Raw genomic sequence first — 24,552 nt, forward strand, 5'->3', positions numbered from 1 at the left:
ACGGTTCGTCGGATCGGCGCGCCGCAGGGGTATACGGCCGTCCTATAGTTTGGCTAGCAACCCTCAACCACTTCCTTTCCTGACCGGGGGGTCCAAAGATGTTCACTCGTTTCGCAGCGCGTTTTGCGCTGATGGCGGCGTGCGCCCTGATGACTGTCGTTCCGGCTCAGGCGAAGGGCACCTTCTGGCAGTGCGTTACCTTCGCGCGCCAGGCCTCGGGCGTCGAGCTCCGCGGCAATGCCTGGACCTGGTGGGACCAGGCCGCCGGCCGCTACGAGCGCGGCGAGACCCCCAAGGTCGGCGCGGTGATGTCGTTCCGGCGTACCGCCCGCATGCCGATGGGCCATGTCGCGATGGTCTCGCAGGTCGTCAGCCCGCGCGAAGTCCTGCTCACCCACGCCAACTGGTCGACCCCCGGCGCCGTCGAGCACGATGTCCGCGCGGTGGACGTTTCGGCCGCCGGCGACTGGAGCGAAGTGCGCGTGTGGTATGGCCGCATCGGCAGCCTCGGCCTCTCGGCCTATCCGGTGAACGGCTTCATCTATCCGGACGCGGCGCCGGCGAGCGACTGGGCCAATGTCCAGGTCGCGGCGCTCAGCCTGCCGACGCTGACCCAGATCGCCTCCAACTGATCAGGCGCGCGGGGTGAAGCGCAGCGCCACCCCGTTCATGCAATAGCGTTTGCCGGTCGGCTTCGGCCCGTCGTCGAAGACATGGCCGAGATGGCCGCCGCAGCGGCGGCACAGCACTTCGGTGCGCGCCATGCCCAGGCTGCGATCGCTCCGCGTCACCACCGCATTCGCCAGCGGCTGATAGAAGCTCGGCCAGCCGGTGCCGCTGTCGAACTTGGTGGCGGAATCGAACAAGGGCAACGCGCAGCCCGCGCAGCCGAACACGCCCTTGCGATGCTCCTTGTTGAGCGGGCTGGTGAAGGGATACTCGGTCCCGCCGTTGCGCAGCACGTTATAGGCCGCCGGGCCCAGCCTCTTCTTCCATTCGGCGTCGGTCAGCTTGAACGGAAAGTCGGGGAGCGGTGCGGCAGGCGCGGTGCTGCAGGCGAACAGCGGCAGGGCGATGGCGCCCGCCCCGGCGGCGGCGAGCAACTGGCGGCGATCGATCGGCATGGCGAACCTTTCGGGATGATGGTCTCGATATAGGTTCGGTGCGCGCGGCCGAAAGGTTGCAGCGCCTTCGGCATTTTCTTCCCGCCGCCAGACTGCGGCAGGTCGCATGGTGAAGGATTGATTTCCCGGGGTTGCTGTCACAAGGCTGCAAAGCTTTTGTCACAGGGGGTGTGGGGAGCTTGTTCGGCGGGGCGCCGGACGGGCTGGTTCGCCGGGAGTCGTTTCGAATGCCATCTATCGCCAAGTCGCCGAAGAACGATGCGGTCCGGGGTGCGGTGCACCGCCACGAGCATCTTTCCAAGGAAGGCATCCTCGAGCGCGCCTTCACCTTCGCCTTCCGGGGTCTGGTCTATGCCCAGATCTGGGAAGATCCCGTGATCGACATGGAAGCGCTGCAGATCACCCCCGAAAGCCACATCGTCACGATCGCGTCGGGCGGCTGCAACGTCTTCTCCTATCTGACGGCGAACCCCGCCAAGATCACCGCAGTGGACCTCAATCCGGCGCATATCGCGCTCAACAAGCTCAAGCAGCAGGCGGCGCTGCGGCTGCCGGACTATGAGTCGTTCCACCGCTTCTTCGGCCTGGCCAACCGGCCCGAGAATATCGACGCCTACAAGACGTACCTGCGCGGCGCGCTCGACGAGAGCTCGCGCGCCTATTGGGACGGCCGCGCGCCCAACGGCGTGCGCCGGATCAACGGCTTCAAGACCGGCTTCTATCGCCAGGGCCTGCTCGGCCGGCTCATCGGCTTCGTCCACTGGCTGGGGCATCGCTACGGCATCGATCCCAAGGAGATCCTGCAGGCGAAGACCATCGAGGAGCAGCGCCACATCTTCGAGACGCGCTTCGCGCCGTTCTTCGACAAGAAGCTGCTGCGCTGGATGGTCGACCAGCCCGCCGCCTTGTTCGGCTTCGGCATCCCGCCGGCGCAGTACGACCTGCTCAAGGTCGACGACCAGGAGGGCATCACCGGCGCGCTGCGCAGCCGCCTGCGCAAGCTTGCCTGCGACTTCGACCTGAAGGACAATTTCTACGCCTGGCAGGCATTCGGCCGCGGCTATGGCGAGCATGAGGGCGCGCCGCTGCCGCCCTATCTCGAGCGCAAGAATTACGAGCTGGTCCGCGACCGCGCCGACCGCGTCGAGATCCGCCACACCAACTATGCCGATTATCTCGAGTCGATGCCGGCCCAGTCGCTCGATCGCTACATCCTGCTCGATGCGCAGGACTGGATGACCGACGAGCAGCTGACCCGCATCTGGACCGAGATCACCCGCACCGCCAAGCCCGGCGCGCGCGTGCTCTATCGTACGGCCGCCGTGCCGGACGTGGTCCGCGGCCATATCCCCGACGAACTGATGAACCAGTGGGAATATGAGGACCAGGCCAAGCTCGACGACTGGACCCGCCGCGACCGCTCGTCGGTGTACGGCGCGACCCATGTCTGGATGCTGAAGCCGCACGCATGAGCGGGCATGCCGGGGCGGCCGATCAGAAGGGGCTGATGGATGCGACCTATGCGCTCCATCGCCACTTCTACGATCTCACGCGCAAATTCTATCTGCTCGGCCGCGACCGGCTGATCCGCGAGCTGGCGCCGCCGCCGGGCGGCACCGTGCTGGAGGTCGGCTGCGGGACGGCGCGCAACCTGATCGTCGCCGCCAAGCGCTGGCCGAACGCGCGCTTTCACGGCTTCGACATCAGCGAGGCGATGCTGGACACCGCGCGCAAGTCGGTGGCGAAGCACGGCCTCAGCGACAAGATCACGCTGGCGCAGGGCGATGCCGGGGCGTTCGATGTAAGCACGCTGTTCGGGCTTAACCAAGTCGACCGCGTGTTCATGAGCTATACGCTGTCGATGATCCCGCCCTGGAAGGAAGCGATCGCGCTGGGCGCCAAGGCGCTCGCGCCGGGCGGCAGCCTGCACATCGTCGATTTCGGCCAGTATGAACGTCTGCCCGGCTTCGCCAAGCGCTTCCACTTCAAGGAGCTCAACGCCTTCCACGTCTATCCCCGCGCCGATCTGCGCGCGGTGGTGGAAGCGATCGCCGCCGAGCAGGGGCTGACGGCATCGTTCCGCCCCGCGCTGCGCGGCTATACCTGGAGCGCGGGGCTCACGCGACCGGCCTGACGCTGGTCTGCGGGGTGGTTCGATGATATCTCTTGCATCATGAACCACCCCTTCCGACTGACGGAGCTTCAGGAACCGCGCGTTGCCTTCACGGCCGCCGATTTCGAGCGAATGCTGAAGCTGGGTGCGTTTGCGGACATGCGCGCCGAGCTGGTGGGGGGAGCGCTCGTAAAGATGATGCCGGCACTGCCAGGGCATGGCGAGCGGAACGCCACGCTTGTCTTGCGGCTGCACGCAACGACCAATGGGCAGCCGCTCGCGATCGCTACCGATCTTGCGATACGGATCGACGATCTCACCGCGCGGGCGGCCGACATCGCCGTTTATTCGGATACATTGCCAGCAGACGCGGTGCCGGATGGTGCAGACATCCTGCTGGTCGTTGAGATCGCCGACACCACGCTCGCCCGTGACCTGGGCGAGAAGGTCGCGGATTATGGCAGGGCCGGCGTCCCCCATTATTGGGTCGTCGACGCTGCGGCGCGGGTGGTGCATGTCATGGCGTCCCCCAAGGCCGATGGCGGCTATGCCGACCGCCAGGTTGTGCGCTTTGGCGATCCCGTCCCGGTGCCTTGGTCTGACGTTCCCGTTATCCTCGACTGACGGCGACTACGCCGCCAGTCGCAGCTCCAGCCGGCCCCAGATCTCGACCAGCGCATCCACCAGTTCGCGCATCATCGCCTCGTCGTGCGACGGGCCGGGCGTGAAGCGCAGCCGCTCGGTGCCGCGCGGTACCGTCGGGTAGTTGATCGGCTGGACGTACACGCCGTATTCGGCGAGCAGCACGTCGCTGATCTTCTTGGCCTTGACCGGATCGCCCACCATCAGCGGCACGATGTGGGTGGTCGACGGCAGCACCGGCAGCCCGGCATCGTGCATCAGCTGCTTGAGCATCGCGGCGGCGGCCTGCTGGCCCTCGCGCTCGATGCTGGAGGCCTTCAGGTGGCGCACGCTCGCCAGCGCGCCGGCGACCAGCACCGGCGACAGCGACGTGGTGAAGATGAAGCCCGGCGCATAGCTGCGGATCACGTCGATGATCACCTGGTCGGCGGCGATATAGCCGCCCATCACGCCGAACGCCTTGCCCAGCGTGCCCTCGATGATCGTCAGCCGATCGGCGAGGCCTTCGCGATCCGAGATGCCGCCGCCGCGCGGGCCGTACATGCCGACGGCATGGACCTCGTCGAGATAGGTAAGGGCATTGTACTTGTCGGCCAGGTCGCAGATTTCGGCGATCGGCGCGATGTCGGCGTCCATCGAATAGACGCTCTCGAACGCGATCAGCTTCGGCGCCGAGGGATCGTCGGCGGCGAGCAGTTCCTCGAGATGCGCGACGTCGTTGTGGCGCCACACGCGCTTCTTGCAGCCCGAATTGCGGATCCCGGCGATCATCGAGGCGTGGTTGAGCTCGTCCGAATAGATGATGCAGCCCGGCATCACCTTGGCGAGCGTGGCCAGCGTCGCCTCGTTCGAGACATAGCCCGAGGTGAACAGCAGCGCGTTTTCCTTGCCGTGCAGATCGGCCAGCTCGCGCTCGAGATCGATGTGGTAATGCGTGTTGCCGCCGATGTTGCGGGTGCCGCCCGAACCGGCGCCGACATCGTGCAGCGCCTCTTCCATCGCCGCGATCACCTTGGGGTGCTGGCCCATCGCCAGATAGTCGTTCGAGCACCACACCGTGATCGGCTTCGGCCCGTTATGCCCGGCGAAGCAGCGCGCATTGGGGAACATCCCCTTGTTGCGCAGGATGTCGATGAAGACCCGGTAGCGCCCCTCGGCATGGAGGCGGTCGATGGCCTGGGTGAAGACCCGCGTGTAATCGATCGCGGGTGCGGAGGCGTCTTGGCGCTGCATGGACGTGATCTCTACGCCTTAATTTCCAGCAATTCTAGCACGTGAACTACCGTATAGGTTTGGGATTGCTCCCGGGGCAGGACCGACCGGTCTCCGCTCGCTCCATGGGCGAGATGTGGCGCAGGTGCGTCCTGCCGCCCAATGAAGATTTTCGCCCTCAGTGATCGACTCTTGCGCAAGATCAGGGATGTGAAGCTTCGCTTGTGGTAAACAAGGCGTATCGCGGACGACTCGGGGCAACCGCATGTCCGCGGCCGAGAGACGTTCGGTCTCCCTAGGCATCGGAGAGCGGCCCATGGCGAAGAACGACATCGAATATTTTGAACGACGCGCGCGGCAGGAGCGCGAGCGCGCGGGCAAGTGCGACGACAGCAGCGCGCGACGCGCGCACGAGGAGATGGCGGATCGCTACACCGCCAAGATCGCAGTGCGCGATCCGCAGGCCGTGCTCGGCGACTTTGCCTGAGCCTTACAGCGTCTCGATTCGGCTGAGCCCATAGCGGGCGAGCGTCGGCGCAAGCGCATCGGCGCGCTGATCGCGCGCGGTGAACACGGCGCGACCGGGAGGCAGATCGGCGGGCCAGCTCTGCGCGCGGGTGAGGTACGCGACTCGGCGTGCGATGCCGGGGCCCCCGTCGACGAACTGCACGCCTTCCGGCGCAACGGCCCGCATCTCTGGCTCCAGCAGCGGAAAATGCGTGCAGGCATTGACGATCACGTCGATGCGGTCGCCACCCGGTTGGTGGAACAGGCCGTCGAGTTCGTTGGCGATCACCTCCGGCGCGATCGTCTCGCCCGCCAGCTTGGCCTCGGCCAGCTCGACCAGCGCGGCCGAGCCGTGGCGCAGCACGGTGCAGTCCCCGGCGAAGCGCGCGGCGAGATCGTCGACATAGGGCTGGCGCACCGTCGCCGCTGTGCCGAGCACGCCGATGGTGCGGGTGCGGCTGGTCTCCGCCGCCGGCTTGATCGCGGGCACGGTGCCGACGATCGGCAGGTCGAGCGCGGCGCGGACATGCTGGAGCGCGATCGTCGAGGCGGTGTTGCAGGCGATCACGATCAGCCGCGGGTCGTAGCGCTCCGCCAGCCGCCCGAGCAGCGCCGGCACGCGCGCGGCGATCTCCGCCTCGCTCTTGGTGCCATAGGGAAAGCCCGCCGAATCGGCGACATAGACCAAAGGCGCCTGGGGCAGCAGCGCGGTGGTGGGTCCGAGCACCGACAAGCCGCCGACACCGGAATCGAAGAACAGCACGGGACGACGATCGGCCATGCCCCCGCCATGGCCGACGCGCGACGCCAGCGTCAACCTGGGCCCTGCCTGCACGCTGATGCAAATCATTGCGTTCGGGTAAGGGATGCGGCTAAACGGAAGAACGAAAGGGGGCCGCATTGCCCACGGAAGTTCCATGGATGGCCCCGGCCGGGGCCCTGTTGCTCGGTTATCTGCTCGGTTCGATCCCATTCGGGGTGCTGCTCACGCGCGCCGCGGGGGCGGGGGACCTGCGCCAGATCGGATCGGGCAATATCGGCGCGACCAACGTGCTGCGTACCGGCCGCAAGGGCCTCGCGGCGGCGACGCTGCTGCTCGACATGGCCAAGGGCGCGGTGGCGGTGCTGCTCGCCGCCGCCTTCCTGCCCGGCACGGCGGTGCTGGCGGCGACGGCGGCGTTCCTCGGCCATTGCTATCCCGTCTGGCTCAAGTTTCGCGGCGGCAAGGGCGTGGCGACGCTGATGGGCGTGGTGCTCGCGCTCTACTGGCCCTCCGGCCTCGTCTATGCCGCGGTGTGGCTCGGCCTGCTGGCGACGGTGCGGATCTCCTCGGTATCGGGCATGGCGGCAGCGGTCAGCGCGCCGGTGAGCGCGGCCTTTTTCGGCCGGCTCGACCTGGTGCTGATGCTGCTCGCGCTCGCGCTGATCGTGCTGTGGAAGCATCGCGAGAATATCGACCGGCTGCTCAGCGGCGCCGAACCCAGGGTCGGCAGCAAGCGTGGCTGACGGGCGGGAGCCGCGGCTGAGGCTGCTGCGCTCCGCCAATGTCGGTCCCGTCACCTATGCCCAGCTGATCGCCCGCTTCGGCACCGCCGAGGCGGCGCTCGATGCGCTGCCGATGCTCGCCGCGCGCGGCGGCGGGCGGGCGCCGCAGATCGCCGATGCCGGCGCGGTGCGGCGCGAGATCGCCGCGGTCGAGCGGCTCGGTGCCCGCTACCTGTTCCTTGACGACCTTGCCTATCCGCCGCTGCTCGCCGAGCTGGACAATGCGCCGCCCGCACTGATCCTGCGCGGCAACATGGCGCTGCTGGAGCGGCCCTCCGTCGCAATGGTCGGCGCGCGCAACGCCTCGGCGGCGGCGTGTCGCTTCGCCCGCCAGCTCGCCATCGGGCTGGTCGAGCAGGGCGTCACGGTGGTTTCCGGCCTGGCGCGGGGCATCGACACCGCCGCGCACCAGGGCGCGCTCGCCGGCGGCACGGTGGGGGTGATCGCCAGCGGCATCGACATCGTCTTCCCGCCCGAAAATGCCGAGCTGCAGGAGCGGGTCGCGCGCCAGGGCCTGCTTGTCACCGAACAGCCGCCGGGCACCGAGCCGCTGGCGCGCTTCTTCCCCGCGCGCAACCGCATCATCGCCGGGCTGTCGCTGGGCACGGTGGTGGTCGAGGCAGCGCCGCGCTCGGGCAGCCTGATTACCGCGCGAATCGCGGCCGAGGCGGGGCGCGAGGTGATGGCGGTGCCGGGCTCGCCGCTCGATCCGCGCGCACAGGGGTGCAATCTGCTGATCCGCGAGGGCGCGATCCTGGTGCAGTCGGCGGACGACATCTGGGAGCAGGTGCGTCCGATCGACTCGCGCGTGGTGCGGTCGCCCGGCGACCGCTTCGGCGCGGCGCCCCCGGAAGACGCCAGCGATGCCGATCGCCGGCGCGTGACCGGGCTGCTCGGCCCGGTGCCGGTGGGGGTGGACGAACTGATCCGCCAGTCGGGCTGCGCGCCCGCGGTGGTGCAGACGGTGCTGCTCGAGCTCGAACTGGCAGGCCGGCTCGATCGCCACGCCGGCGCGCGCGTGTCCTTGCGCTAGCCGCTCAGCGCAGTCCGAACGCCTGAAGGTAGTAGGCGCCGATGCCGTCGCCGATCAGCAGCTGCCCGGGCCCCAGCCGCCCGACCAGATAGGCGGCGCCGACCAGCAGCGAGGCGAGGACCGAGACCGTCGCCAGTGCCCCCGTCCAGCGCGGACCGATCGTGGCGCCGCCGCGGCCGGCCAGGATCAGCCCCGAAAAGGCGAGGAACTCGAACAGCGGGTAGAAGTCGAGCCGGTAGCGGAAGTTCATGCTCACCGCGCACAGCATCAGCCCGGCGGGGATGGCGAGGCCGAGCGCGACCGCGATGCCCCGGGCGCGGTCGGCGCTTGCATGGCGGGCCCAGCCGAGGATCGCGAGCGCCCCCAGCACCAGCAGCAGCGGATCGGTCAGCAGGAAGCTGCTCGGCGGCAGCTCGGCGGCGTCGATCCATTTGCTGCGGGTGGCCTCCAGCAACAGCTGCCCGTCGGCGCCGCGCAGCACCCAGATCGGCGCGAAATAATAGACCAGTCCGAACGGCACCCGCTGGAGGTTGAACAGCCCCTGTTCGGCCATCCGCACCATCCGGTCCGGATACCAGGCGTTGTAGTTGTAATGGTGGTAGTCGGCGAAGGTGAAGGGATTGCCCCAGCGCCCGATATTCACCCCGGCGGTAACCAGCCCGAACAGCGCCAGCAGCAGCACCGGCAGCCCGGCAGCGGCAAGCCAGCCGCGCAGATCCGCGCGGCGCCGCACCGCCTCGACCAGCAGCACGCCGCCGAACGCCGCGACCAGCCCGATGCCGAGCGATACGCGGGTCAGCATCGCGAGTCCGGCGACGAGCGCCATCACCAGCAGCGCCCCGCGACCCAGCCCGCGCAGCTGGGCATGGATTGCCGCCGCGACGAACAGCGCGCCCCACAGCGCCGCCCACAGGCACACCTCCTGGTAGAGGCTGAACCGCAGGAAGCAGGTCTGCGCGCCCGCGAGCACCAGCACCACCGCCATCGCGCGGCCGAGCCAGGCGGGCAGGCCGGGCAGTTCGCGCCGGATCAGCCGCAGCGTCCACAGCTTGGTCGCGATCATGCCGGCCAGCGCGACGAGGCACGAGCCGATGGTGAAATCGAGCATGTGCCAGCCGGGAAACACCATCATCGGCAGCCGCAGCAGCGCAGGCAGCGGCCCCCAATAGGCCATGACCTGGCCGTGGAGGGTGAACCCCTCGCGGCCCACCGTCCCCGGATAGACGTCGAACCGGCCGCGCAGCAGATGGTCGAGCATCGAGTTGAACGTCAGTTCCAACGGATGCACCTCGCGCGGGATCAGCGCGATCGCATAGGTGCCGAGGATCGCGACCAGCGCGAGCCCGGCGATGCGGAGGAGGCGAGGGGCTGCCGTCATCGCGGCGCCTTTGCCCGCGGATGCGGGTGGCCGCAAGCGTCGGAAGTTGGATCGATCCCGCCGAGGCCACTGGCAAGTCGCGGTCCGCGCCCTACATGCCGCTGGCAAGATCCTCCGAGGAGACACCAGCATGGCCGACGCCCCCGATCCCGCGAACAACCTTCCCGCCGGCTATGTCCCGCCCCAGGTGTGGGAATGGGCGCCGGGCAATGGCGGCAAGTTCGCCAACATCAACCGGCCGACGTCGGGCGCGACCCACGACAAGGACCTGCCCGTCGGCAAGCACCCGATCCAGCTCTACTCGCTCGGCACGCCCAACGGCCAGAAGGTGACGATCCTGCTCGAGGAGCTGCTCGCTGCCGGTCACGCGGGTGCCGACTATGACGCATGGCTGATCAATATCGGCGAAGGCGACCAGTTCGGCAGCGGCTTCGTCGCGATCAACCCGAACTCGAAGATCCCGGCGATGGTCGACCATTCGATCAGCCCGGCGCTGCCGATCTTCGAGAGCGGCGCGATGATGATCCACCTCGCCGAGAAGTTCGGCGCGTTTCTGCCGACGGACACCGCCAAGCGCGCGCAGACGCTGAGCTGGCTGATGTGGCAGATGGGCTCGGCGCCGTTCCTCGGCGGCGGCTTCGGCCATTTCTTCGCCTATGCGCCGATCAAGATCCAGTACGCCATCGATCGCTACGCGATGGAGGCCAAGCGCCAGCTCCACGTGCTCGACACGCATCTGGCGAGCAACCGCTACATGGTGGGTGACACCTACACGATCGCCGACATGGCGATCTTCCCCTGGTACGGCGCGGTGGTGCGCGGCGAGACCTATGCGGGCGCCGACATGTTCCTCAACGCCCGCGAATATCCGAACCTGCTGCGCTGGGCCGCCGAGATCGCCGCGCGCGAGCCAGTGCAGCGCGGGCGGCTGGTCAATCGCGGCGTGGGGCCCGAGGACCAGCGCGTTCCCGAACGCCACGACGCCACGGACATCGACGTGGTGCTGGAGCGGATGCGGGCCTCCGCGTGACTGCGCGCTTGCCCCTCCCGGTCGCGGGAGGGGCAAGCGCGCCGCAAACGAGCGGCTTGACGCGCCGCAGCGTCGCCCCCCACCTTACACGCGTACACGTAGGGATCGGTCTAACCACTTCATGCAGCTTGTCATCGTCGAGTCGCCCGCCAAGGCGAAAACCATCGAGAAGTATCTCGGCAAGGACTATCGGGTCCTCGCCAGCTACGGCCATGTCCGCGATCTGCCGGCGCGCGACGGGTCGGTGAACCCCGACGACTCGTTCGCGATGGAGTGGGAGACCTATGCCGACAAGTCGAAGCAGCTGAAGGCGATCGCCGACGAGGCGAAGAAGGCGGACCGCCTGATCCTCGCGACCGACCCCGATCGCGAAGGCGAGGCGATCAGCTGGCACGTGCAGGAAGTGCTGCGCAACAAGAAGGCGCTCCCCAAGGAGGTCGAGCGCGTCACCTTCAACGCGATCACCAAGCCGGCGATCCTCGAGGCGATGCAGCGCCCCCGCGAGCTGGATACCGATCTGATCGACGCCTATCGCGCCCGCCGCGCGCTCGATTATCTCGTCGGCTTCACGCTTTCGCCGGTGCTGTGGCGCAAGCTGCCGGGCGCCAAGTCGGCGGGCCGCGTCCAGTCGGTCGCGCTGCGGCTGATCGTCGGGCGCGAGCGCGAGATCGAAAGCTTCGTCGCGCAGGAATATTGGTCGGTCATCGCCGAGATGGAATCGGACGGCACCCCGTTCCAGGCCCGTCTCGTCAAGTGGAAGGGCGAGAAGCTCGACCGGCTCTCGATCGGCGACCAGGGCAGCGCCGAGGCCGCCAAGAAGGCGGTCGAGGAAGGCCGTTTCACCGTCGTCGCGGTCGAGACCAAGCCGGCGATGCGCAATCCGCCGCCGCCGTTCACGACGTCCACGCTGCAGCAGGAAGCCGCGCGCAAGCTCGGCTTCTCGGCCAGCCACACGATGCGGATCGCGCAGGCGCTCTACGAGGACGGCGCGATCACCTATATGCGTACCGACGGCGTCCAGATGGACCCCTCGGCGATCCAGGCGGCGCGCAAGGCGGTGGTCGATCGCTATGACGGCAGCTACGTGCCGGACAAGCCGCGCCAGTACCAGACCAAGGCGAAGAACGCCCAGGAAGCGCATGAGGCGATCCGCCCGACCGACTTCAGCAAGGATCGCGCGGGCTCGGGCGACCATGCCCGCCTGTACGACCTGATCTGGAAGCGCGCGCTCGCCAGCCAGATGGCTTCCGCGAGGATGGAGCGCACGACGGTCGACCTGGCGGACGGCACCGGCCAGCACGGGCTGCGCGCCACCGGCCAGGTGGTGCTCTTCCCCGGCTATCTCGCGCTCTACGAAGAGGGCAAGGACGACGAGGGCGACGAGGACAGCCGCCGCCTGCCGCGCATGTCCGAAGGCGCGTCGCCCGCCAAGAAGGCGGTCAACGCCGAGCAGCACTTCACCCAGCCGCCGCCGCGCTTCTCCGAAGCCTCGCTGGTCAAGCGGCTGGAGGAGCTCGGCATCGGCCGGCCTTCCACCTATGCCTCGATCATCCAGGTGCTCAAGGACCGCGCCTATGTGCGGGTGGAGAAGAACCGCTTCTTCGCCGAGGAGAGCGGCCGCCTGCTGACCGCGTTCCTCGAGCGCTTCTTCGAGAAGTACGTCTCGTTCGACTTCACCGCCGATCTGGAGGAAGAGCTGGACGACGTCTCGGGCGGCCGCGCCGCCTGGCAGGCGGTGCTGGAGGCCTTCTGGCGCGACTTCAAGCCGCGCACCACCGAGGTGATGGAGCAGAAGCCCTCTGACATCACCGCGGCGCTCGACCAGTTCCTCGAGCCCTATCTGTTCCCCGCCAAGGCGGACGGCAGCGATCCGCGGCTGTGCCCGAATTGCGGCGTCGGCAAGCTGGCGCTGCGCGGCGGCCGGTTCGGCGCGTTCGTGGCGTGCTCCAACTATCCCGAGTGCAAATATACCCGTCGCTTCGGCCAGCCGGGCGGCGAGGGATCTGAGGACACCGGGCCGGAAGTGCTGGGCCAGGACCCGGAGACCGGGCTCAATGTCGAGCGCAAGTCGGGTCGGTTCGGGCCCTATATCCAGCTCGGCGAGGGCAAGGATGCGGCGCGCGCGTCGATCCCGAAGGACGTCGATCTCGATCTCGAATGGGCGCTCAAGCTGCTCAAGCTGCCGCGCACCATCGGCAACCATCCGGAGACGGGCAATCCGATCACCGCCTCGATCGGCCGCTATGGGCCCTATCTGGCGCATGACGGGAAGTACGCCCGGCTCCAGTCGACCGCCGAGGTGTTCGAGACCGGCATGAACGCGGCGGTGGTCAAGCTGGCCGAGGCGGCGGCGGGCGGTGGCAGGCCTGCGCGGGGGGCGGCGCGCGAGCCGCTCAAGGTGTTCGGCAAGCATCCGCGCACCGATGCCGAGATCAAGCTGATGGAAGGCCGCTACGGCCCCTATCTCACCGACGGCGAGACCAACGCCACGCTGCCCAAGACGATCGACAAGGACGCGCTGACCCTGGAAGAAGCCGCCCAGCTGATCGACGCCAAGGCGGCGCAGGGGCCGGCGAAGGGCAAGGCGAAGAAGAAGGCCCCGGCCAAGAAGGCGGCGGCGAAGAAGCCGGCGGCCAAGGCTGCGGCGAAGAAGCCGGCCACGAAGAAGGCGCCGGCGAAGAAGAAGGCGGCGGAGTAAGGGGCGGCCTGTTAGCCGTCATCCCGACGAAAGTCGGGATCCATTCGCCACGACGTCTAGGCGGGAGCTGGGACGTTGAAGGCAATGGATCCCGGCTTCCGCCGGGATGACGGAGCTGGGGAGCGTAACGTCTCCGCTGAAGGACACCGCGCTTTCGGCTGGCAATTCGCCCCGAAAACCCCCACATCGCGGCCATGGCTCCGCCACCTCCCTCGATCATCCGCGTCATCGACCTAGAGACCACCGGCGACAAGCCGCCCGTGCACGCCGTGTGCGAGATCGGCTGGCAGGACGTGGCACTCGGGCCCGACGGCCGCTGGGAACTGCAGGGCGAGGGCGGCAATCGCCTCGTCAATCCGGGTCGGGGCATCCCGCCGCTGACCATGGCGATCCACCATATCCGCGACGAGGACGTCGCCGACGCGCCCTATTGGCACGACGTCGCGCGGCCGATTCTCGATCCCTGGCCGCGCCGCGTCGCGCTCGCCGCGCACCGCGCGAGCTTCGAGGAGCAGTTCTGCACCCCTGCGCTCACCCGCGGCGCCGACTGGATCTGCACCTGGAAATGCGCGCTGCGGCTGTGGCCGGACAGCCCGGGCTTCTCCAACCAGATGCTGCGCTACTGGCGCCGGCCCGAAGGGATGGAGCATGAACGCGGGCTGCCGGCACACCGCGCTTTCCCGGACGCCTATGTGACCGCGTTCCACCTGCGCGACATGCTCAACGAAGCGAGCGTCGCGCAGCTGATCGAATGGTCGAGCCAGCCGGGCCTGCTGCCGCGGGTCCGCTACGGCCCCGATCGCGGCAAGGAATGGAGCGAGATCTCCGAGGATTCGCTGGAAGGCTTCCTCACCGATCGCGACGAGGATGTGCGCTTCACCGCCGAGACCGAGCTGGCGCGCAGGCGTGGCGGCGCGCCGGTGGGGCGGGGGAGCTCGACGCAGCGGTTGCTGTTCTAAGATCCTCCCCGTGCCGGGGAGGATCTGCAAGGGCCGCGAGTCGGGAGGATGTGCAAAGTCCTTCCACCTGCGAAAGGTTAGGCCCTTTGGGGTTCCGCTGGGGCATCCCCTCCGCTAGGAGGCCAGGCGATGACCAGCAGCGACCAAGCCCCTGCCGGCCGGCTCGACGGCCGTGAGCACCGCTTCGCGCTGCGCGTCTATTTCGAGGACACCGATCTTACCGGTGTCGTCTATCATGCCAATTACCTGCGCTACATGGAACGTGCCCGATCGGACATGCTCGATCGCGCGGGCATCGACCAGCGCGCGGTGTTCGAAGCGGGTGGCGGCGCCTATGCGGTCGCCGGGCTCGACATTCGCTATCGCGCCCCGGCGAAACTCGGCGACACGCTGGTGGTTGTCAGCAGATTGACCCGCCTGCGTGCCGCCGTCGTCACTATTCAGCAACGAGTCATGCGGGACGAAACCATAGTCGCCGAGGCAACCGTGGAGGTGGCGTTCGTCGCCCCCGGCGGTCGCCCGCGGCGACAGCCGGCCGAGTGGCTGGCTGCGTTCGAACCGCTCGTGTGGAAGGAGAGTTAAGCGTCCATGCCGTCCGTCTCAACCGGTGCCGTCCTGTCGCCGATCCATCTGTTCCTGGAAGCCGACATCGTCGTGAAGCTGGTCATGATCGGCCTGCTGCTCGCCAGCCTGTGGACCTGGACGATCATTATCGGCTTCGCGCTGAAGGTCAGCGGGCTGCGCAAGGAGATGCAGCGCTTCGAGACCGAGTATCGCGAGGCCGATGACTTCGACGAATTCCACCGCCGCGCCGCCGGCCGCGACCAGCCGATCGCGCGCGTGTTCGCCGCGGGGGTGAGCGAATGGCGCCGCTCGACCGCGGGCAAGACGATCGACCGCGAAGGCACGCGCGAGCGCCTCGCCACCGCGATGGGCGCGACGGTCGCGATGGAGATCGATCGCCTCTCCGACCGCCTGAACTTCCTCGCCACCGTGGGTTCGGTCGCCCCGTTCGTCGGCCTGTTCGGCACCGTCTGGGGCATCATGCGCAGCTTCACCGGCATTGCCGCCGCGCAGAGCTCGTCGCTCGCCGTGGTCGCGCCGGGCATTGCCGAGGCGCTGTTCGCCACCGCGATCGGCCTGTTCGCCGCCATCCCGGCGGTGATCGCCTATAACCGCTACAGCCATGCCGTGAACCGCGTCGAGGCGCGGCTCCATCGCTTCGCCGACGGCTTCCACGCGACGCTGAGCCGTCGCCTGGAGATGGAGGGCTAAGCCGATGGCCATGCACCTCCCCTCCGGCAAGGGCCGCGGCCGCCGCACGCCGATGGCCGAGATCAACGTCACGCCGCTGGTCGACGTGATGCTGGTGCTGCTGATCATCTTCATGGTCACCGCGCCGCTGCTCACCGCCGGCGTGCAGGTGAACCTGCCCGAGAGCCGCGCCAAGGCGCTCGACCAGGAGCAGAAGCCCGTCCAGATCTCGATCGACGACAAGGGGCAGGTGTTCCTCGACAACGACGCGGTGAGCGATGCCGAGCTGCCGGCGAAGCTGGAAGCGATCGCCGCCAGGAAGGGCCCCGACGGCAAGCCCGCCGCCATCTATCTGCGCGGCGATACCGCGCTCGGTTATGGCAAGGTGATGCGGGTGATGGGCGAGCTCAACCAGGCCGGCCTCAACAAGGTGTCGCTGCTCACCGAACCGAGCGACCAGCGCTGAAGTGAGCGAGACCATGGACCGTAGCGAGCGGATCGGGCTCGGCGTTTCCATCGCGGCGCACGCCGCGGTGTTCGCCGCGCTCGTGCTCAGCTTCGCGAAGACGCCGCCGCAGGAGCCGCCCAAGGCGATTCCGATCGACATTTCGCTCGCCGACAAGGTGGGGCTGGAAAGCAGCGCACCGGTGCCGAGCCAGGAGGAGCTGGCCGCCAAGAAGTCACCGGTCGAGGCGCCGGTGGAGCCAGAGGCGGCGCCTGCACCCGCGCCCGAGCCGCAACCGCTCCCCAAGCCGCAGCCGGCCCCGCCCAAGCCCGCGCCGGAGCCGCAACCGCAGCCCAAGCCGGCGCCGCCGCAGCCCAAGCCCAAGCCAGCCGAGAAGCCGGCGCCGGCCAAGCCGAGCAAGCCGTCGCCGGCCGCCAAGCCGCAACCGCAAAAGCCGAGCACCGCGCCCGCGCAGAGCGCCGCGACCGGCAGCGCGCGCCGCCCGGTGAAGCCGACCGGCAATCTGGCCGGACTCGATCTCGGCCGCTCGAACAACAAGACCGCCAGTACGTCGCTGCGGAACCCCGGCAGCAAGGCTTCGGCCGAGGACGTGGCGAGCTTCCGCGGACTGATCGCACGGCAGATCCAGCCCTGCGCCAACCGCCAGGTCACCCCCGGGCCCGGCGCCGAGCGCATACGCGTGCTGCTGCGCGTGAACTTCAATCCGGATGGCTCGCTGGCGGGCGATCCGGACATTACCGGCGTACAGGGGAACGATGCGACCAATGGTCGGTATGTGGAGCGGGTGAAGGATCTGGCGATCGCCACCTTCAAGGGCTGCACGCCGATTCGTGGGCTGCCCGCCAATCTCTACGCCGTGCCGAGCGGCTGGAAGAGTCTGGCGTTCAGCTACAAGCTGCCTGGATGAGGATGAAGCGATGAAATTCAAATTTGCGGCCCTTGCGACGGTCTGCTTCGTGACCGCGGCCCACGCCCAGACGACTCCGCCGCCGCCGATCGCCAACAGCCCCGAAGCGCAGGCGCAGGCCGCGCAGCCACCGCAGCAGGGCGGCGCGCAACCGGTGATCGACATCGTCGGCGGCATCTCCGCGCCGATGCCGATCGCGATCCCGGCGATGCCGACCTCGGCGGTGGTGGATACCCCGGCCGGCTCGACCGACGTGCTGGGGCAGAAGCTCGCCGACATCATCACCAACGATCTGCGCGGCTCCGGGCTGTTCACGCCGATTCCCCCTGCGCAGCTGCGCACCGTCGCCTTCCCGGAAGTGACCGCCCCGGCCTATGACTATTGGGGCGGCACCGGCGCGCAGTCGCTGGTGCAGGGCTATGTCCGCGCCAACTCGAACGGCACGCTGACGGTCGGCTGCTACCTCTACGACGTCTCGTCGAAGGTGGAGCTGATCCGCCAGGGCTTCGTCGTCTCGCCGGGCGACTGGCGCCGCGCGGGCCATAAGTGCGCCGACGCGATCTATGCGCGGCTCACCGGCGAGGGCCCCTATTTCGACACCCAGGTCGTCTATATCGCCGAGAGCGGCCCCAAGAATCGCCGCCGCAAGCAGCTGGCGATCATGGATCAGGACGGCGCGAATCACCGCTTCCTCACCAACGGCCAGTCGATCGTGCTGACCCCGCGGCTGAGCCCCAAGCTCAACGCGATCCTCTACATGAGCTTCGAGCGCGATCGCCCGTCGATCCACATCTACGACCTCAACTCGCGCCAGGATCGCACGCTGGTGGCGAACGTGGCGCTCAACTTCGCGCCGCACTGGTCGCCCGATGCGCGCTGGGTGGTGTTCTCGATGGCGGTCGGCGGCAATACCGACATCTACCGCGTGCCGGCCAGCGGCGGCACCCCGCAGCGGCTGACCACGTCGCCGGGCATCGACACCGGCGGCAGCTATTCGCCCGACGGCTCCAAGATCGTGTTCGAAAGCGATCGCGGCGGCACCCAGCAGCTCTATGTGATGAATGCGGACGGCTCCAACCAGCACCGCATCAGCTTCGGCGGCGGGCGCTATGCGGCGCCGGCCTGGAGCCCGCGCGGCGACCAGATCGCCTTCACCCGCATGGGCGGCGGCGCGTTCCGCATCGGCGTGATGAACCCCTCGGGCGGCGGCGAGCAGCTGCTCACCAACAGCTGGGGCGACGAGGGCCCGAGCTGGGCGCCCAATGGCCGGGTGATCATCTTCTTCCGCTCCGCGCAGGGATCGGGCCGCCCGGACCTCTGGACGGTCGACCTCACCGGCCGCGCGACGCGAAAAGTGCCGACGCCGCTCGACGGCTCGGATCCAAATTGGGGTGCCGTGCGTCCCTGACACCAAGTAGAAACTCTAGCGTAACGAATGCGCGGCATGCGCGACACTAGTACAAGGAGGAATTCATGACCAAGCTCGTCCCCAGCCTGATGCTCGGCGTGGCACTCGTCGCCACCGCGGCCTGCTCGAAGAAGCCGCCGAAGGAACTGCCGCCCGCGCCGACCGAGACCCCGGCGCCGAGCCAGCCCTATGGCAATGGCGAGACGACGCAGACCACGCCGCTCTCCGAGCAGTTCCGCCGCGAGGTGACGAGCGACACGATCCACTTCGCGCTCGACCAGTATGACGTCGACCAGCAGTCGCGCGCGATCCTCGACAGCCAGGCCAAGTGGCTGGTCGCGCACCCGAACGTCCGCATCACGCTGGAAGGCCATTGCGACGAGCGCGGCACCCGCGAGTACAATCTCGCGCTGGGCGATCGCCGCGCCAATGCCGCGAAGAACTATCTGGCGGCGCAGGGCGTCTCGGCCGATCGCATCACCACGATCAGCTATGGCAAGGAGCGCCCGATCGCGCTGGGTTCGGACGAAGCCGCCTGGGCGCAGAACCGCCGCGCGGTGACGCTCGTCCTGAACTGAGTTCGGGCCTGACGCCGAAATCGAGGCCGCCGGGGGACATGCTCCGGCGGCCTTTTTCGTGTTCGCCGAATCCGCTTGTCCGGCCTTCTGATTCGATATAAATATGATATCATAATTCAGGAGGGAAAAATGACGGACGTACGGAGCACCGCGCCCGCTTTGCGCCAGAGCACCGAGTCGGTGGCGCAAACGGCGAGCGGCTATGGCATGTTGTTGGTCGCGGTGGCGGCGCTGGTCTTCGGCGGACTGGCCTTCACGCAGATCGATCGGCTGCCGGACTGGATGGTGGTCGCGTGGATCGTGCTCGCGTCGCTCGTCTTCCTCTTCGTGCTGTGCGGCTTCTACCTGCTCCAGCCCAACCAGGCGGCGGCGATCCTGCTGTTCGGCGACTATCGCGGCACCGATCGCACCACCGGCCTGCGCTGGTCCTGGCCGTGGCTGATCAAGACCAAGGTCTCGGTCCGCGCCAACAACATGATTTCGGACAAGATCAAGGTGAACGACCTGCGCGGCAACCCGATCGAGATGGCGGCGCAGGTGGTGTGGCGGGTGACCGACACCGCGCAGGCGCTGTTCGACGTCGACGACTACAAGGCCTTCGTGAACGTCCAGATCGAGGCGGCGGTGCGCACCATCGGCTCGCGCTATCCCTATGACGATTTCGAGCATCAGGAAGTCACCCTGCGCGGCAACCACGACCAGGTCGGCGGCGAGCTCCGCGCCGAGCTGATCGAGCGATTGCTGGTGGCAGGCATCACCGTCGACGAATGCGGCTTCACCCATCTCGCCTATGCGCAGGAGATCGCCGGCGCGATGCTGCGGCGCCAGCAGGCCCAGGCGGTGGTCGCGGCGCGCAAGGCGCTGGTCGAGGGCGCGGTCGGCATGGTCGAGATGGCGCTGGACCAGCTCTCGGCGAAGAATGTCGTGGAGCTGGACGACGAGCGTCGCGCCGCGATGGTCTCGAACCTGATGGTGGTGCTGTGCGGCGAGCGCGACACCCAGCCGGTGGTGAATGCCGGTTCGCTCTATCAGTAAGGCCGTCGCGTGAGCGTCCCCCCGCAGAAAAAGGCGTTCCCGCTCCGCCTCGATCCGGCGCTCTACGCGGCGATCGAGCGGAGCGCGGCGACCGACCTGCGCAGCGTCAACGCGCAGGTGGAGTGCCTGCTGCGCGAGGCGCTGGCGCGGCGGGGGGTGAAGCTGGCGGACCCGGTGCGCCCCAGGCGCGGCCGCCCGCCCAAGCAGGTGGAAGGAGACGAGGAATGAGCGAGGAGGATGTGCGCCCGGGCTTCTGGTTCAAGCCCAAGGCGTTCGGCTATGGCGCGACGCCGGTGACGTGGCAGGGCTGGCTGGTCGTGGCGCTGTTCGTGCTGCTGACGGGGTTGATCCTGCGCCTGGCGATGCCGCGGCACCCGCTGTTCCTGGCGCTGCTCGCGCCGCTGACGCTGGCACTGGTCTGGATCAGCTGGGCGAAGACCGACGGGGCGTGGCGCTGGCGGCCCTGAACGGCGTGCCGCAGGAACGACCGAAATCGCTTTCTCCGTTTCACTGTTCCGCTTATGTACCGGGCATGCCGCGCTTCGCCTCGTTCCTGTCGCCGCTCCCCCTCCTTTGGGAGCCCCGCCGATGATCGCCCACCTCCGCGGCGCACTGGCGTCCAGCGGCGCCGATCATGCGGTGATCGACGTGAACGGCGTGGGCTATCTGGTCGGGGCGTCGGCCAAGACGCTCGACAAGCTGGGCGCGGTGGGCGAGCAGGTCACCATCCATACCGAGATGCTGGTCAGCGAGGATTCGATCCGGCTGATGGGCTTCGCCACCGCCGACGAGCGCGACTGGTTCAAGCTGCTGACCAGCGTGCAGGGGGTGGGGGCCAAGGTGGCACTGGCGATCCTATCGATCCTCGCCCCCGAGGAACTGCGCACCGCCGTCGCCCGCGCCGATTCCGCGACGATCGCGCGGGCGAACGGGGTGGGGCCGAAGCTCGCCCAGCGCATCGTCAACGAGCTGAAGGACAAGGCCGGCGGCCTCGCGCTCGGCGGGGTCGGTGCCACGGCGGCACCCAGCGGCGGGGCGGGGGCCGATGCGGTGTCGGCGATGCTCAACCTCGGCTTCAAGCCCGCCGAGGCCAGCGCGGCGGTCAACGCGGCCAGCGACGAGCTCGGCCCGGCAGCAACGCTCGACGCGCTCGTCCGCCTCGCGCTGCGCAAGGCGGCGAAGTAGCATCGTGGAAATCGAAGTCTCCGCCGAGGCGAAGGACAAGCGCCTCAACCGCCGCGTCGCGATCACCGTGGTGGTGCTGTCGGTCGCGACCGGGCTGTGCAACATCAAGGACGGCAACATCGTCCAGTCGATGGAACAGGCGCAGTCCGGCTCGGTCGACCTGTGGAACGAATATCAGGCCACCAAGACCAAGCAGCACCTCGCCGAAACCAGCCGCGCGCAGATCGCGGCGGTGGCGAGCGATCCGGCGAGAGTCGCCCCGATCCTGCACGGGCTCGATGCCGATATCGCCAAGTACAAGCAGGAGGCACCCAGGCTCGCCGAGCAGGCCAAGGCGCAGGCGGCGCTGTACGACGCGCTCAACGTCCATGACGACCAGTTCGACGCCAGCGACGCGGCGATCGCCACCGCGATCTCGGTCGCGGCCGTCTCGGCGCTGGCGGAGAGCAGCTGGCTGCTGGTGGTCGCCTGGGTGTTCGGCGCGTTCGGGCTGTTCATGGGGCTGTGCGGCTTCGCCGGCTGGGGCTTCCATCCCGACGTGCTGAGCACGCTGCTGGGATGAGGGGCAGGGCGCCCCTAGAGCAACGGCGTCGGCAGCGGCTCGCCGGCGAAATGCGCGTCGAGATTGGCGACCACCAGCGCCGCCATCGCCGCGCGCGTCTCCGCCGTGGCGCTGCCCTGATGGGGGGCGAGCACCACCTGCTCCATCGCGCGCAGCGCCTCGGGCACGTGGGGCTCATCGGCGAACACGTCCAGCCCCGCGCCGGCGATGGTGCCTGCCCACAGGGCTGTGACAAGCGCATCCTCGTCGACCAGGCTGCCGCGCGCGACGTTGACCAGCACGCCGGCCGGGCCGAGCCTGTCCAGCACGGCGGCATCCACCACGTGCGCCGTCGCCGCGGTGCCGGGTGCCGCCAGGATCAGCACGTCGCTTTCCTCCGCCAGGCTGGCGATGTCGGGCACATAGCGCCAGGGAAGCGATTTCGCGCTGCGGGCGGTGTAGAGCAGCTCGCGCGCGAAGGGCGCGGCGCGGGCGGCGATGGCGGCGCCGATCTTGCCCATCCCGAAAATGCCGATGCGGCGGCCGCTGGCATGCCGGCCGAGCGGTGCCTTCCAGCCGCCGCGGCGCACCAGCGCGTCGTTGGCGGCGATCCGGCGCTGTACCGCCAGCATCAGCCCGATGGCGAGATCGGCGACGTCCTCGGTCAGCACGTCGGGGGTGGTCGACACCCGCACGCCGCGGGCGCGCAACGCATCGAGATCCAGCCCGTCATAGCCGACCCCGTTGATCGCGACGATCTCCAGTTCGGGCAGCCGATCGAGCATCGCCGCATCCAGCTGCAGCTGACCGCCGCCGACGATCGCGCGCGTGGTCGCGGGTGGGGTGCGCTCGTGCAGCGTGAAGCGCCGCGCGAGTTCGGCGCGGAGCGAGTCGGAAATGGCGGTTGCCACGTACAGATCGACCATGCGCCCCTAGATGCGCACTTCGCCGCGGCTTTGCCAGTCCAGCCAATCGACCGGCGCGTGCGCGGCGGCTACAATGTGATTTCCTTGCCATGACCGACACCGATCGCCTCCTCACCGCCGGCCGCCGCGCCGAAGACGTCGACGCCGCGCTGCGTCCCAAGTCGCTCGACGAGTTCGTCGGGCAGAAGGCGGCGCGCGAGAATCTGCGCGTGTTCATCGATGCCGCCAGAGCGCGCGGCGATGCGCTGGACCATGTGCTGTTCTTCGGGCCGCCGGGATTGGGCAAGACCACGCTCGCCCAGATCATCGCGCGCGAGATGGGGGTGGGGTTCCGCTCGACTTCCGGCCCCGTGATCGTCAAGTCGGGCGATCTGGCGGCGCTGCTCACCAATCTCGAGGACGGCGACGTGCTGTTCATCGACGAGATCCACCGGCTCAATCCGGCGGTGGAGGAAGTGCTCTATCCCGCGATGGAAGACCGCGCGCTCGACCTGATGATCGGCGAAGGGCCTTCGGCGCGCAGCGTGCGGATCGATCTGCCGCGCTTCACGCTGGTCGGGGCGACGACGCGGCAGGGGCTGCTGACCACGCCGCTGCGCGACCGCTTCGGCATTCCGGTGCGATTGCAGTTCTACACCGTCGATGAGCTGGAGCGGGTGGTAACCCGGGCCGCCGGGCTGCTGGGGCTCGACATCGCCGCCGATGGGGCGCGTGAAGTCGCGCGCAGGTCTCGGGGGACGCCGCGCATCGCCGGGCGGCTGCTGCGCCGGGTGCGCGATTTCGCCAACGTCTTCGGCGAGGCGGTGGTGCACGCCAAGGTCGCCGATGCGGCGCTCAACCGGCTGGAGGTCGACGGGCTGGGGCTCGACGCGATGGACCGGCGCTATCTGATGATGATCGCCGACGTCTATCGCGGCGGCCCGGTGGGGGTGGAGACGCTCGCCGCCGGCCTGAGCGAGCCGCGCGATACCGTCGAGGAAGTGATCGAGCCCTATCTGATTCAGCTCGGCCTGATCGCGCGGACGGCGCGGGGGCGGTGCCTGAACGGGCCGGGCTGGAAGCATCTCGGCCTCAATCCGCCGGCTGGATCGCAGGACGGGCTGTTCGACTAGGCGCCGTGTTCGAAGCCCAGCCGATCTGGCAGCGGGAGCGGTGTGCCGGCATCGTGGAGCGTCAGGCCTGCGCCCTCGCTGAACGCGCCGAGGCACGTCGCTGCCAGCGGCAGTGGTCCCGGTGGCGCCGCGAACAGCAGCTCGTAATCGTCGCCCGCGGTCGCGGCGGCAAGACGCGCCGCGCGGTCGCCGCCGCGCACCGCCTGATAGTCCGCCGAAAGCGGCAGGGCGGCGAGGTCGATCGTCACCCCCAGCCCGCTGGCCTCGGCCATCCGCGTCGCGTCGATCAGCAGCCCGTCGGACACGTCCATCATCGCGTGCACGCCCGAGGCGAGCGCCTGGCCCTCCTCCAGCCGCGGCGTCGGGCGACGGTAGCGCGCGAGCAGCGTCGCCGGGCCCTCTCCCGTCCTCGCCACCTCCAGCCCCGCACCGCCATCGCCGATCGTGCCGGTGACGTAGAGCAGATCGCCCGCCTGCGCGCCGTTCCTTGCCGGAGCATGGGGCGAGCGCCCGAGCGCCGTCAGCGACAGCGTCCGCGGCACGCCTGGGGGCGCCTTCACCGTGTCGCCACCGATCAGCGGGCAGGCGAAGGCCGCCAGCGCGGCGTCCAGCCCTGCCAGGAACGACGAGTCCCAGGCCTCGTCGCCCGCGAGCGGATAGCCGAGCAGCACGCCCTCCGGCACCGCGCCCTTGGCGGCGAGATCGGACAGGTTTACCGCCACCAGCTTCCAGGCGACGTCCTCCGCCGGATCGTCCGGCAGATAGTGGACGCCCTCCACCAGTAGGTCGTGCGTGAGGACGAGATCGCCGAGCACGGCCGCATCGTCGCGCAGCCCGCGCGCTCCGGCATGGAGCGGCAGGTGACGAAGATAGGCAAGGAACGCCGCCTCGTTCATCCC

The 24,552-nt window shown here is 68.8% G+C and carries 28 protein-coding genes; 22 read left to right on the forward strand and 6 right to left on the reverse strand.

The window, feature by feature from the left end:
* Positions 1 to 149 precede the first annotated feature (149 nt).
* Positions 150 to 632 carry a CHAP domain-containing protein gene (locus tag GGR89_RS15180; protein WP_241213227.1) on the forward strand — a complete coding sequence of 161 codons (483 nt, stop codon included), beginning with the start codon at positions 150 to 152 and terminating at the stop codon, positions 630 to 632.
* Here the strand turns inward: GGR89_RS15180 and msrB are convergent, their stop codons facing one another.
* Positions 633 to 1,124, reverse strand: a complete 492-nt coding sequence (msrB, locus tag GGR89_RS15185; RefSeq protein ID WP_125972216.1) for a peptide-methionine (R)-S-oxide reductase MsrB — start codon at positions 1,122 to 1,124, stop codon at positions 633 to 635.
* Positions 1,125 to 1,351: 227 nt separating this feature from the next.
* Between msrB and GGR89_RS15190 the strand changes: the two genes are divergently transcribed.
* Genes GGR89_RS15190 through GGR89_RS15200 form a run of 3 tightly spaced genes read left to right on the forward strand, consistent with a single transcriptional unit; the run spans position 1,352 to position 3,861 of the window.
* Positions 1,352 to 2,596, forward strand: coding sequence for a BtaA family protein (locus GGR89_RS15190; protein ID WP_167713001.1), 1,245 nt, complete (start codon positions 1,352 to 1,354; stop codon positions 2,594 to 2,596).
* Positions 2,593 to 3,258, forward strand: coding sequence for a class I SAM-dependent methyltransferase (locus GGR89_RS15195; RefSeq protein ID WP_125972220.1), 666 nt, complete (start codon positions 2,593 to 2,595; stop codon positions 3,256 to 3,258). Before GGR89_RS15190 ends, GGR89_RS15195 begins: the two co-directional genes overlap by 4 nt.
* A gap of 39 nt (positions 3,259 to 3,297) precedes the next feature.
* Positions 3,298 to 3,861 (forward strand): Uma2 family endonuclease, encoded by a 564-nt coding sequence (locus GGR89_RS15200; protein ID WP_125972222.1) that lies wholly within the window; start codon positions 3,298 to 3,300, stop codon positions 3,859 to 3,861.
* A 6-nt stretch (positions 3,862 to 3,867) separates the two neighbouring features.
* On the opposite strand, the gene hemA is transcribed toward GGR89_RS15200, so the two are convergent.
* The gene (gene hemA, locus GGR89_RS15205; protein ID WP_125972224.1) at positions 3,868 to 5,112 is read right to left on the reverse strand and encodes a 5-aminolevulinate synthase; all 1,245 of its coding nucleotides are present in this window, start codon (positions 5,110 to 5,112) and stop codon (positions 3,868 to 3,870) included.
* A gap of 295 nt (positions 5,113 to 5,407) precedes the next feature.
* Here hemA and GGR89_RS15210 point away from each other — a divergent pair, with 295 nt between their 5' ends.
* Entirely contained in the window at positions 5,408 to 5,578 is a 171-nt protein-coding gene (locus tag GGR89_RS15210) for a hypothetical protein (RefSeq protein ID WP_164521706.1), read from the forward strand.
* Between the two features lie 3 nt (positions 5,579 to 5,581).
* Here GGR89_RS15210 and murI read toward each other — a convergent pair whose 3' ends face one another.
* Complete coding sequence (gene murI / locus GGR89_RS15215; RefSeq protein ID WP_125972226.1) at positions 5,582 to 6,379, reverse strand: glutamate racemase; 798 nt, start codon at positions 6,377 to 6,379, stop codon at positions 5,582 to 5,584.
* Positions 6,380 to 6,519: 140 nt separating this feature from the next.
* On the opposite strand from murI, the gene plsY reads away from it, so the two are divergent.
* The gene (plsY, locus tag GGR89_RS15220; protein ID WP_125972228.1) at positions 6,520 to 7,104 is read left to right on the forward strand and encodes a glycerol-3-phosphate 1-O-acyltransferase PlsY; all 585 of its coding nucleotides are present in this window, start codon (positions 6,520 to 6,522) and stop codon (positions 7,102 to 7,104) included.
* Positions 7,097 to 8,176, forward strand: a complete 1,080-nt coding sequence (gene dprA, locus GGR89_RS15225; RefSeq protein WP_125972230.1) for a DNA-processing protein DprA — start codon at positions 7,097 to 7,099, stop codon at positions 8,174 to 8,176. Before plsY ends, dprA begins: the two co-directional genes overlap by 8 nt.
* A gap of 4 nt (positions 8,177 to 8,180) precedes the next feature.
* Here the strand turns inward: dprA and GGR89_RS15230 are convergent, their stop codons facing one another.
* The gene (locus GGR89_RS15230) at positions 8,181 to 9,554 is read right to left on the reverse strand and encodes a hypothetical protein (protein ID WP_125972232.1); all 1,374 of its coding nucleotides are present in this window, start codon (positions 9,552 to 9,554) and stop codon (positions 8,181 to 8,183) included.
* A gap of 130 nt (positions 9,555 to 9,684) precedes the next feature.
* Here GGR89_RS15230 and yghU point away from each other — a divergent pair, with 130 nt between their 5' ends.
* From yghU to GGR89_RS15300, 14 genes are all read left to right on the forward strand, one after another.
* Positions 9,685 to 10,584, forward strand: coding sequence for a glutathione-dependent disulfide-bond oxidoreductase (yghU, locus tag GGR89_RS15235; RefSeq protein ID WP_125972234.1), 900 nt, complete (start codon positions 9,685 to 9,687; stop codon positions 10,582 to 10,584).
* Positions 10,585 to 10,705: 121 nt separating this feature from the next.
* Complete coding sequence (gene topA, locus GGR89_RS15240; protein WP_125972236.1) at positions 10,706 to 13,282, forward strand: type I DNA topoisomerase; 2,577 nt, start codon at positions 10,706 to 10,708, stop codon at positions 13,280 to 13,282.
* A 194-nt stretch (positions 13,283 to 13,476) separates the two neighbouring features.
* Positions 13,477 to 14,241 (forward strand): exonuclease domain-containing protein, encoded by a 765-nt coding sequence (locus GGR89_RS15245; protein WP_125972239.1) that lies wholly within the window; start codon positions 13,477 to 13,479, stop codon positions 14,239 to 14,241.
* A 129-nt stretch (positions 14,242 to 14,370) separates the two neighbouring features.
* Positions 14,371 to 14,823, forward strand: a complete 453-nt coding sequence (locus GGR89_RS15250; RefSeq protein WP_125972241.1) for a YbgC/FadM family acyl-CoA thioesterase — start codon at positions 14,371 to 14,373, stop codon at positions 14,821 to 14,823.
* A 6-nt stretch (positions 14,824 to 14,829) separates the two neighbouring features.
* Positions 14,830 to 15,516, forward strand: coding sequence for a protein TolQ (gene tolQ, locus GGR89_RS15255; protein ID WP_125972243.1), 687 nt, complete (start codon positions 14,830 to 14,832; stop codon positions 15,514 to 15,516).
* 4 nt (positions 15,517 to 15,520) lie between these two features.
* The gene (tolR, locus tag GGR89_RS15260) at positions 15,521 to 15,961 is read left to right on the forward strand and encodes a protein TolR (protein ID WP_125972245.1); all 441 of its coding nucleotides are present in this window, start codon (positions 15,521 to 15,523) and stop codon (positions 15,959 to 15,961) included.
* 1 nt (position 15,962) lies between these two features.
* The gene (locus GGR89_RS15265; protein ID WP_342449849.1) at positions 15,963 to 16,868 is read left to right on the forward strand and encodes a cell envelope biogenesis protein TolA; all 906 of its coding nucleotides are present in this window, start codon (positions 15,963 to 15,965) and stop codon (positions 16,866 to 16,868) included.
* 10 nt (positions 16,869 to 16,878) lie between these two features.
* Complete coding sequence (gene tolB / locus GGR89_RS15270) at positions 16,879 to 18,276, forward strand: Tol-Pal system beta propeller repeat protein TolB (RefSeq protein WP_209092277.1); 1,398 nt, start codon at positions 16,879 to 16,881, stop codon at positions 18,274 to 18,276.
* A gap of 65 nt (positions 18,277 to 18,341) precedes the next feature.
* Positions 18,342 to 18,854, forward strand: a complete 513-nt coding sequence (gene pal / locus GGR89_RS15275) for a peptidoglycan-associated lipoprotein Pal (RefSeq protein ID WP_125972247.1) — start codon at positions 18,342 to 18,344, stop codon at positions 18,852 to 18,854.
* Positions 18,855 to 18,983: 129 nt separating this feature from the next.
* On the forward strand, positions 18,984 to 19,889 hold the full coding sequence (locus GGR89_RS15280; protein ID WP_125972249.1) for an SPFH domain-containing protein: 906 nt from the start codon (positions 18,984 to 18,986) through the stop codon (positions 19,887 to 19,889).
* A 9-nt stretch (positions 19,890 to 19,898) separates the two neighbouring features.
* Complete coding sequence (locus tag GGR89_RS15285) at positions 19,899 to 20,117, forward strand: type II toxin-antitoxin system antitoxin (RefSeq protein ID WP_125972251.1); 219 nt, start codon at positions 19,899 to 19,901, stop codon at positions 20,115 to 20,117.
* Positions 20,114 to 20,356 carry a hypothetical protein gene (locus tag GGR89_RS15290; RefSeq protein ID WP_125972253.1) on the forward strand — a complete coding sequence of 81 codons (243 nt, stop codon included), beginning with the start codon at positions 20,114 to 20,116 and terminating at the stop codon, positions 20,354 to 20,356. The genes GGR89_RS15285 and GGR89_RS15290 overlap by 4 nt, the downstream gene beginning before the upstream one ends.
* Before the next feature lie 121 nt (positions 20,357 to 20,477).
* A complete protein-coding gene (gene ruvA, locus GGR89_RS15295; protein WP_125972255.1) occupies positions 20,478 to 21,074 on the forward strand; it encodes a Holliday junction branch migration protein RuvA in 597 nt (198 codons plus the stop codon).
* Between the two features lie 4 nt (positions 21,075 to 21,078).
* A complete protein-coding gene (locus GGR89_RS15300; protein WP_125972257.1) occupies positions 21,079 to 21,636 on the forward strand; it encodes a DUF4337 domain-containing protein in 558 nt (185 codons plus the stop codon).
* 14 nt (positions 21,637 to 21,650) lie between these two features.
* On the opposite strand, the gene GGR89_RS15305 is transcribed toward GGR89_RS15300, so the two are convergent.
* On the reverse strand, positions 21,651 to 22,541 hold the full coding sequence (locus GGR89_RS15305) for a 2-hydroxyacid dehydrogenase (protein ID WP_125972259.1): 891 nt from the start codon (positions 22,539 to 22,541) through the stop codon (positions 21,651 to 21,653).
* Positions 22,542 to 22,630: 89 nt separating this feature from the next.
* Between GGR89_RS15305 and ruvB the strand changes: the two genes are divergently transcribed.
* Positions 22,631 to 23,653 carry a Holliday junction branch migration DNA helicase RuvB gene (gene ruvB, locus GGR89_RS15310; RefSeq protein ID WP_064310980.1) on the forward strand — a complete coding sequence of 341 codons (1,023 nt, stop codon included), beginning with the start codon at positions 22,631 to 22,633 and terminating at the stop codon, positions 23,651 to 23,653.
* Here the strand turns inward: ruvB and thiL are convergent.
* A complete protein-coding gene (gene thiL / locus GGR89_RS15315) occupies positions 23,650 to 24,549 on the reverse strand; it encodes a thiamine-phosphate kinase (protein ID WP_125972261.1) in 900 nt (299 codons plus the stop codon). The genes ruvB and thiL overlap by 4 nt on opposite strands.
* Between the last annotated feature and the right edge of the window lie 3 nt (positions 24,550 to 24,552).

The sequence above is a fragment of the Sphingomonas trueperi genome, from assembly GCF_011927635.1.
Classification (GTDB): Bacteria; Pseudomonadota; Alphaproteobacteria; order Sphingomonadales; family Sphingomonadaceae; genus Sphingomonas; species Sphingomonas trueperi.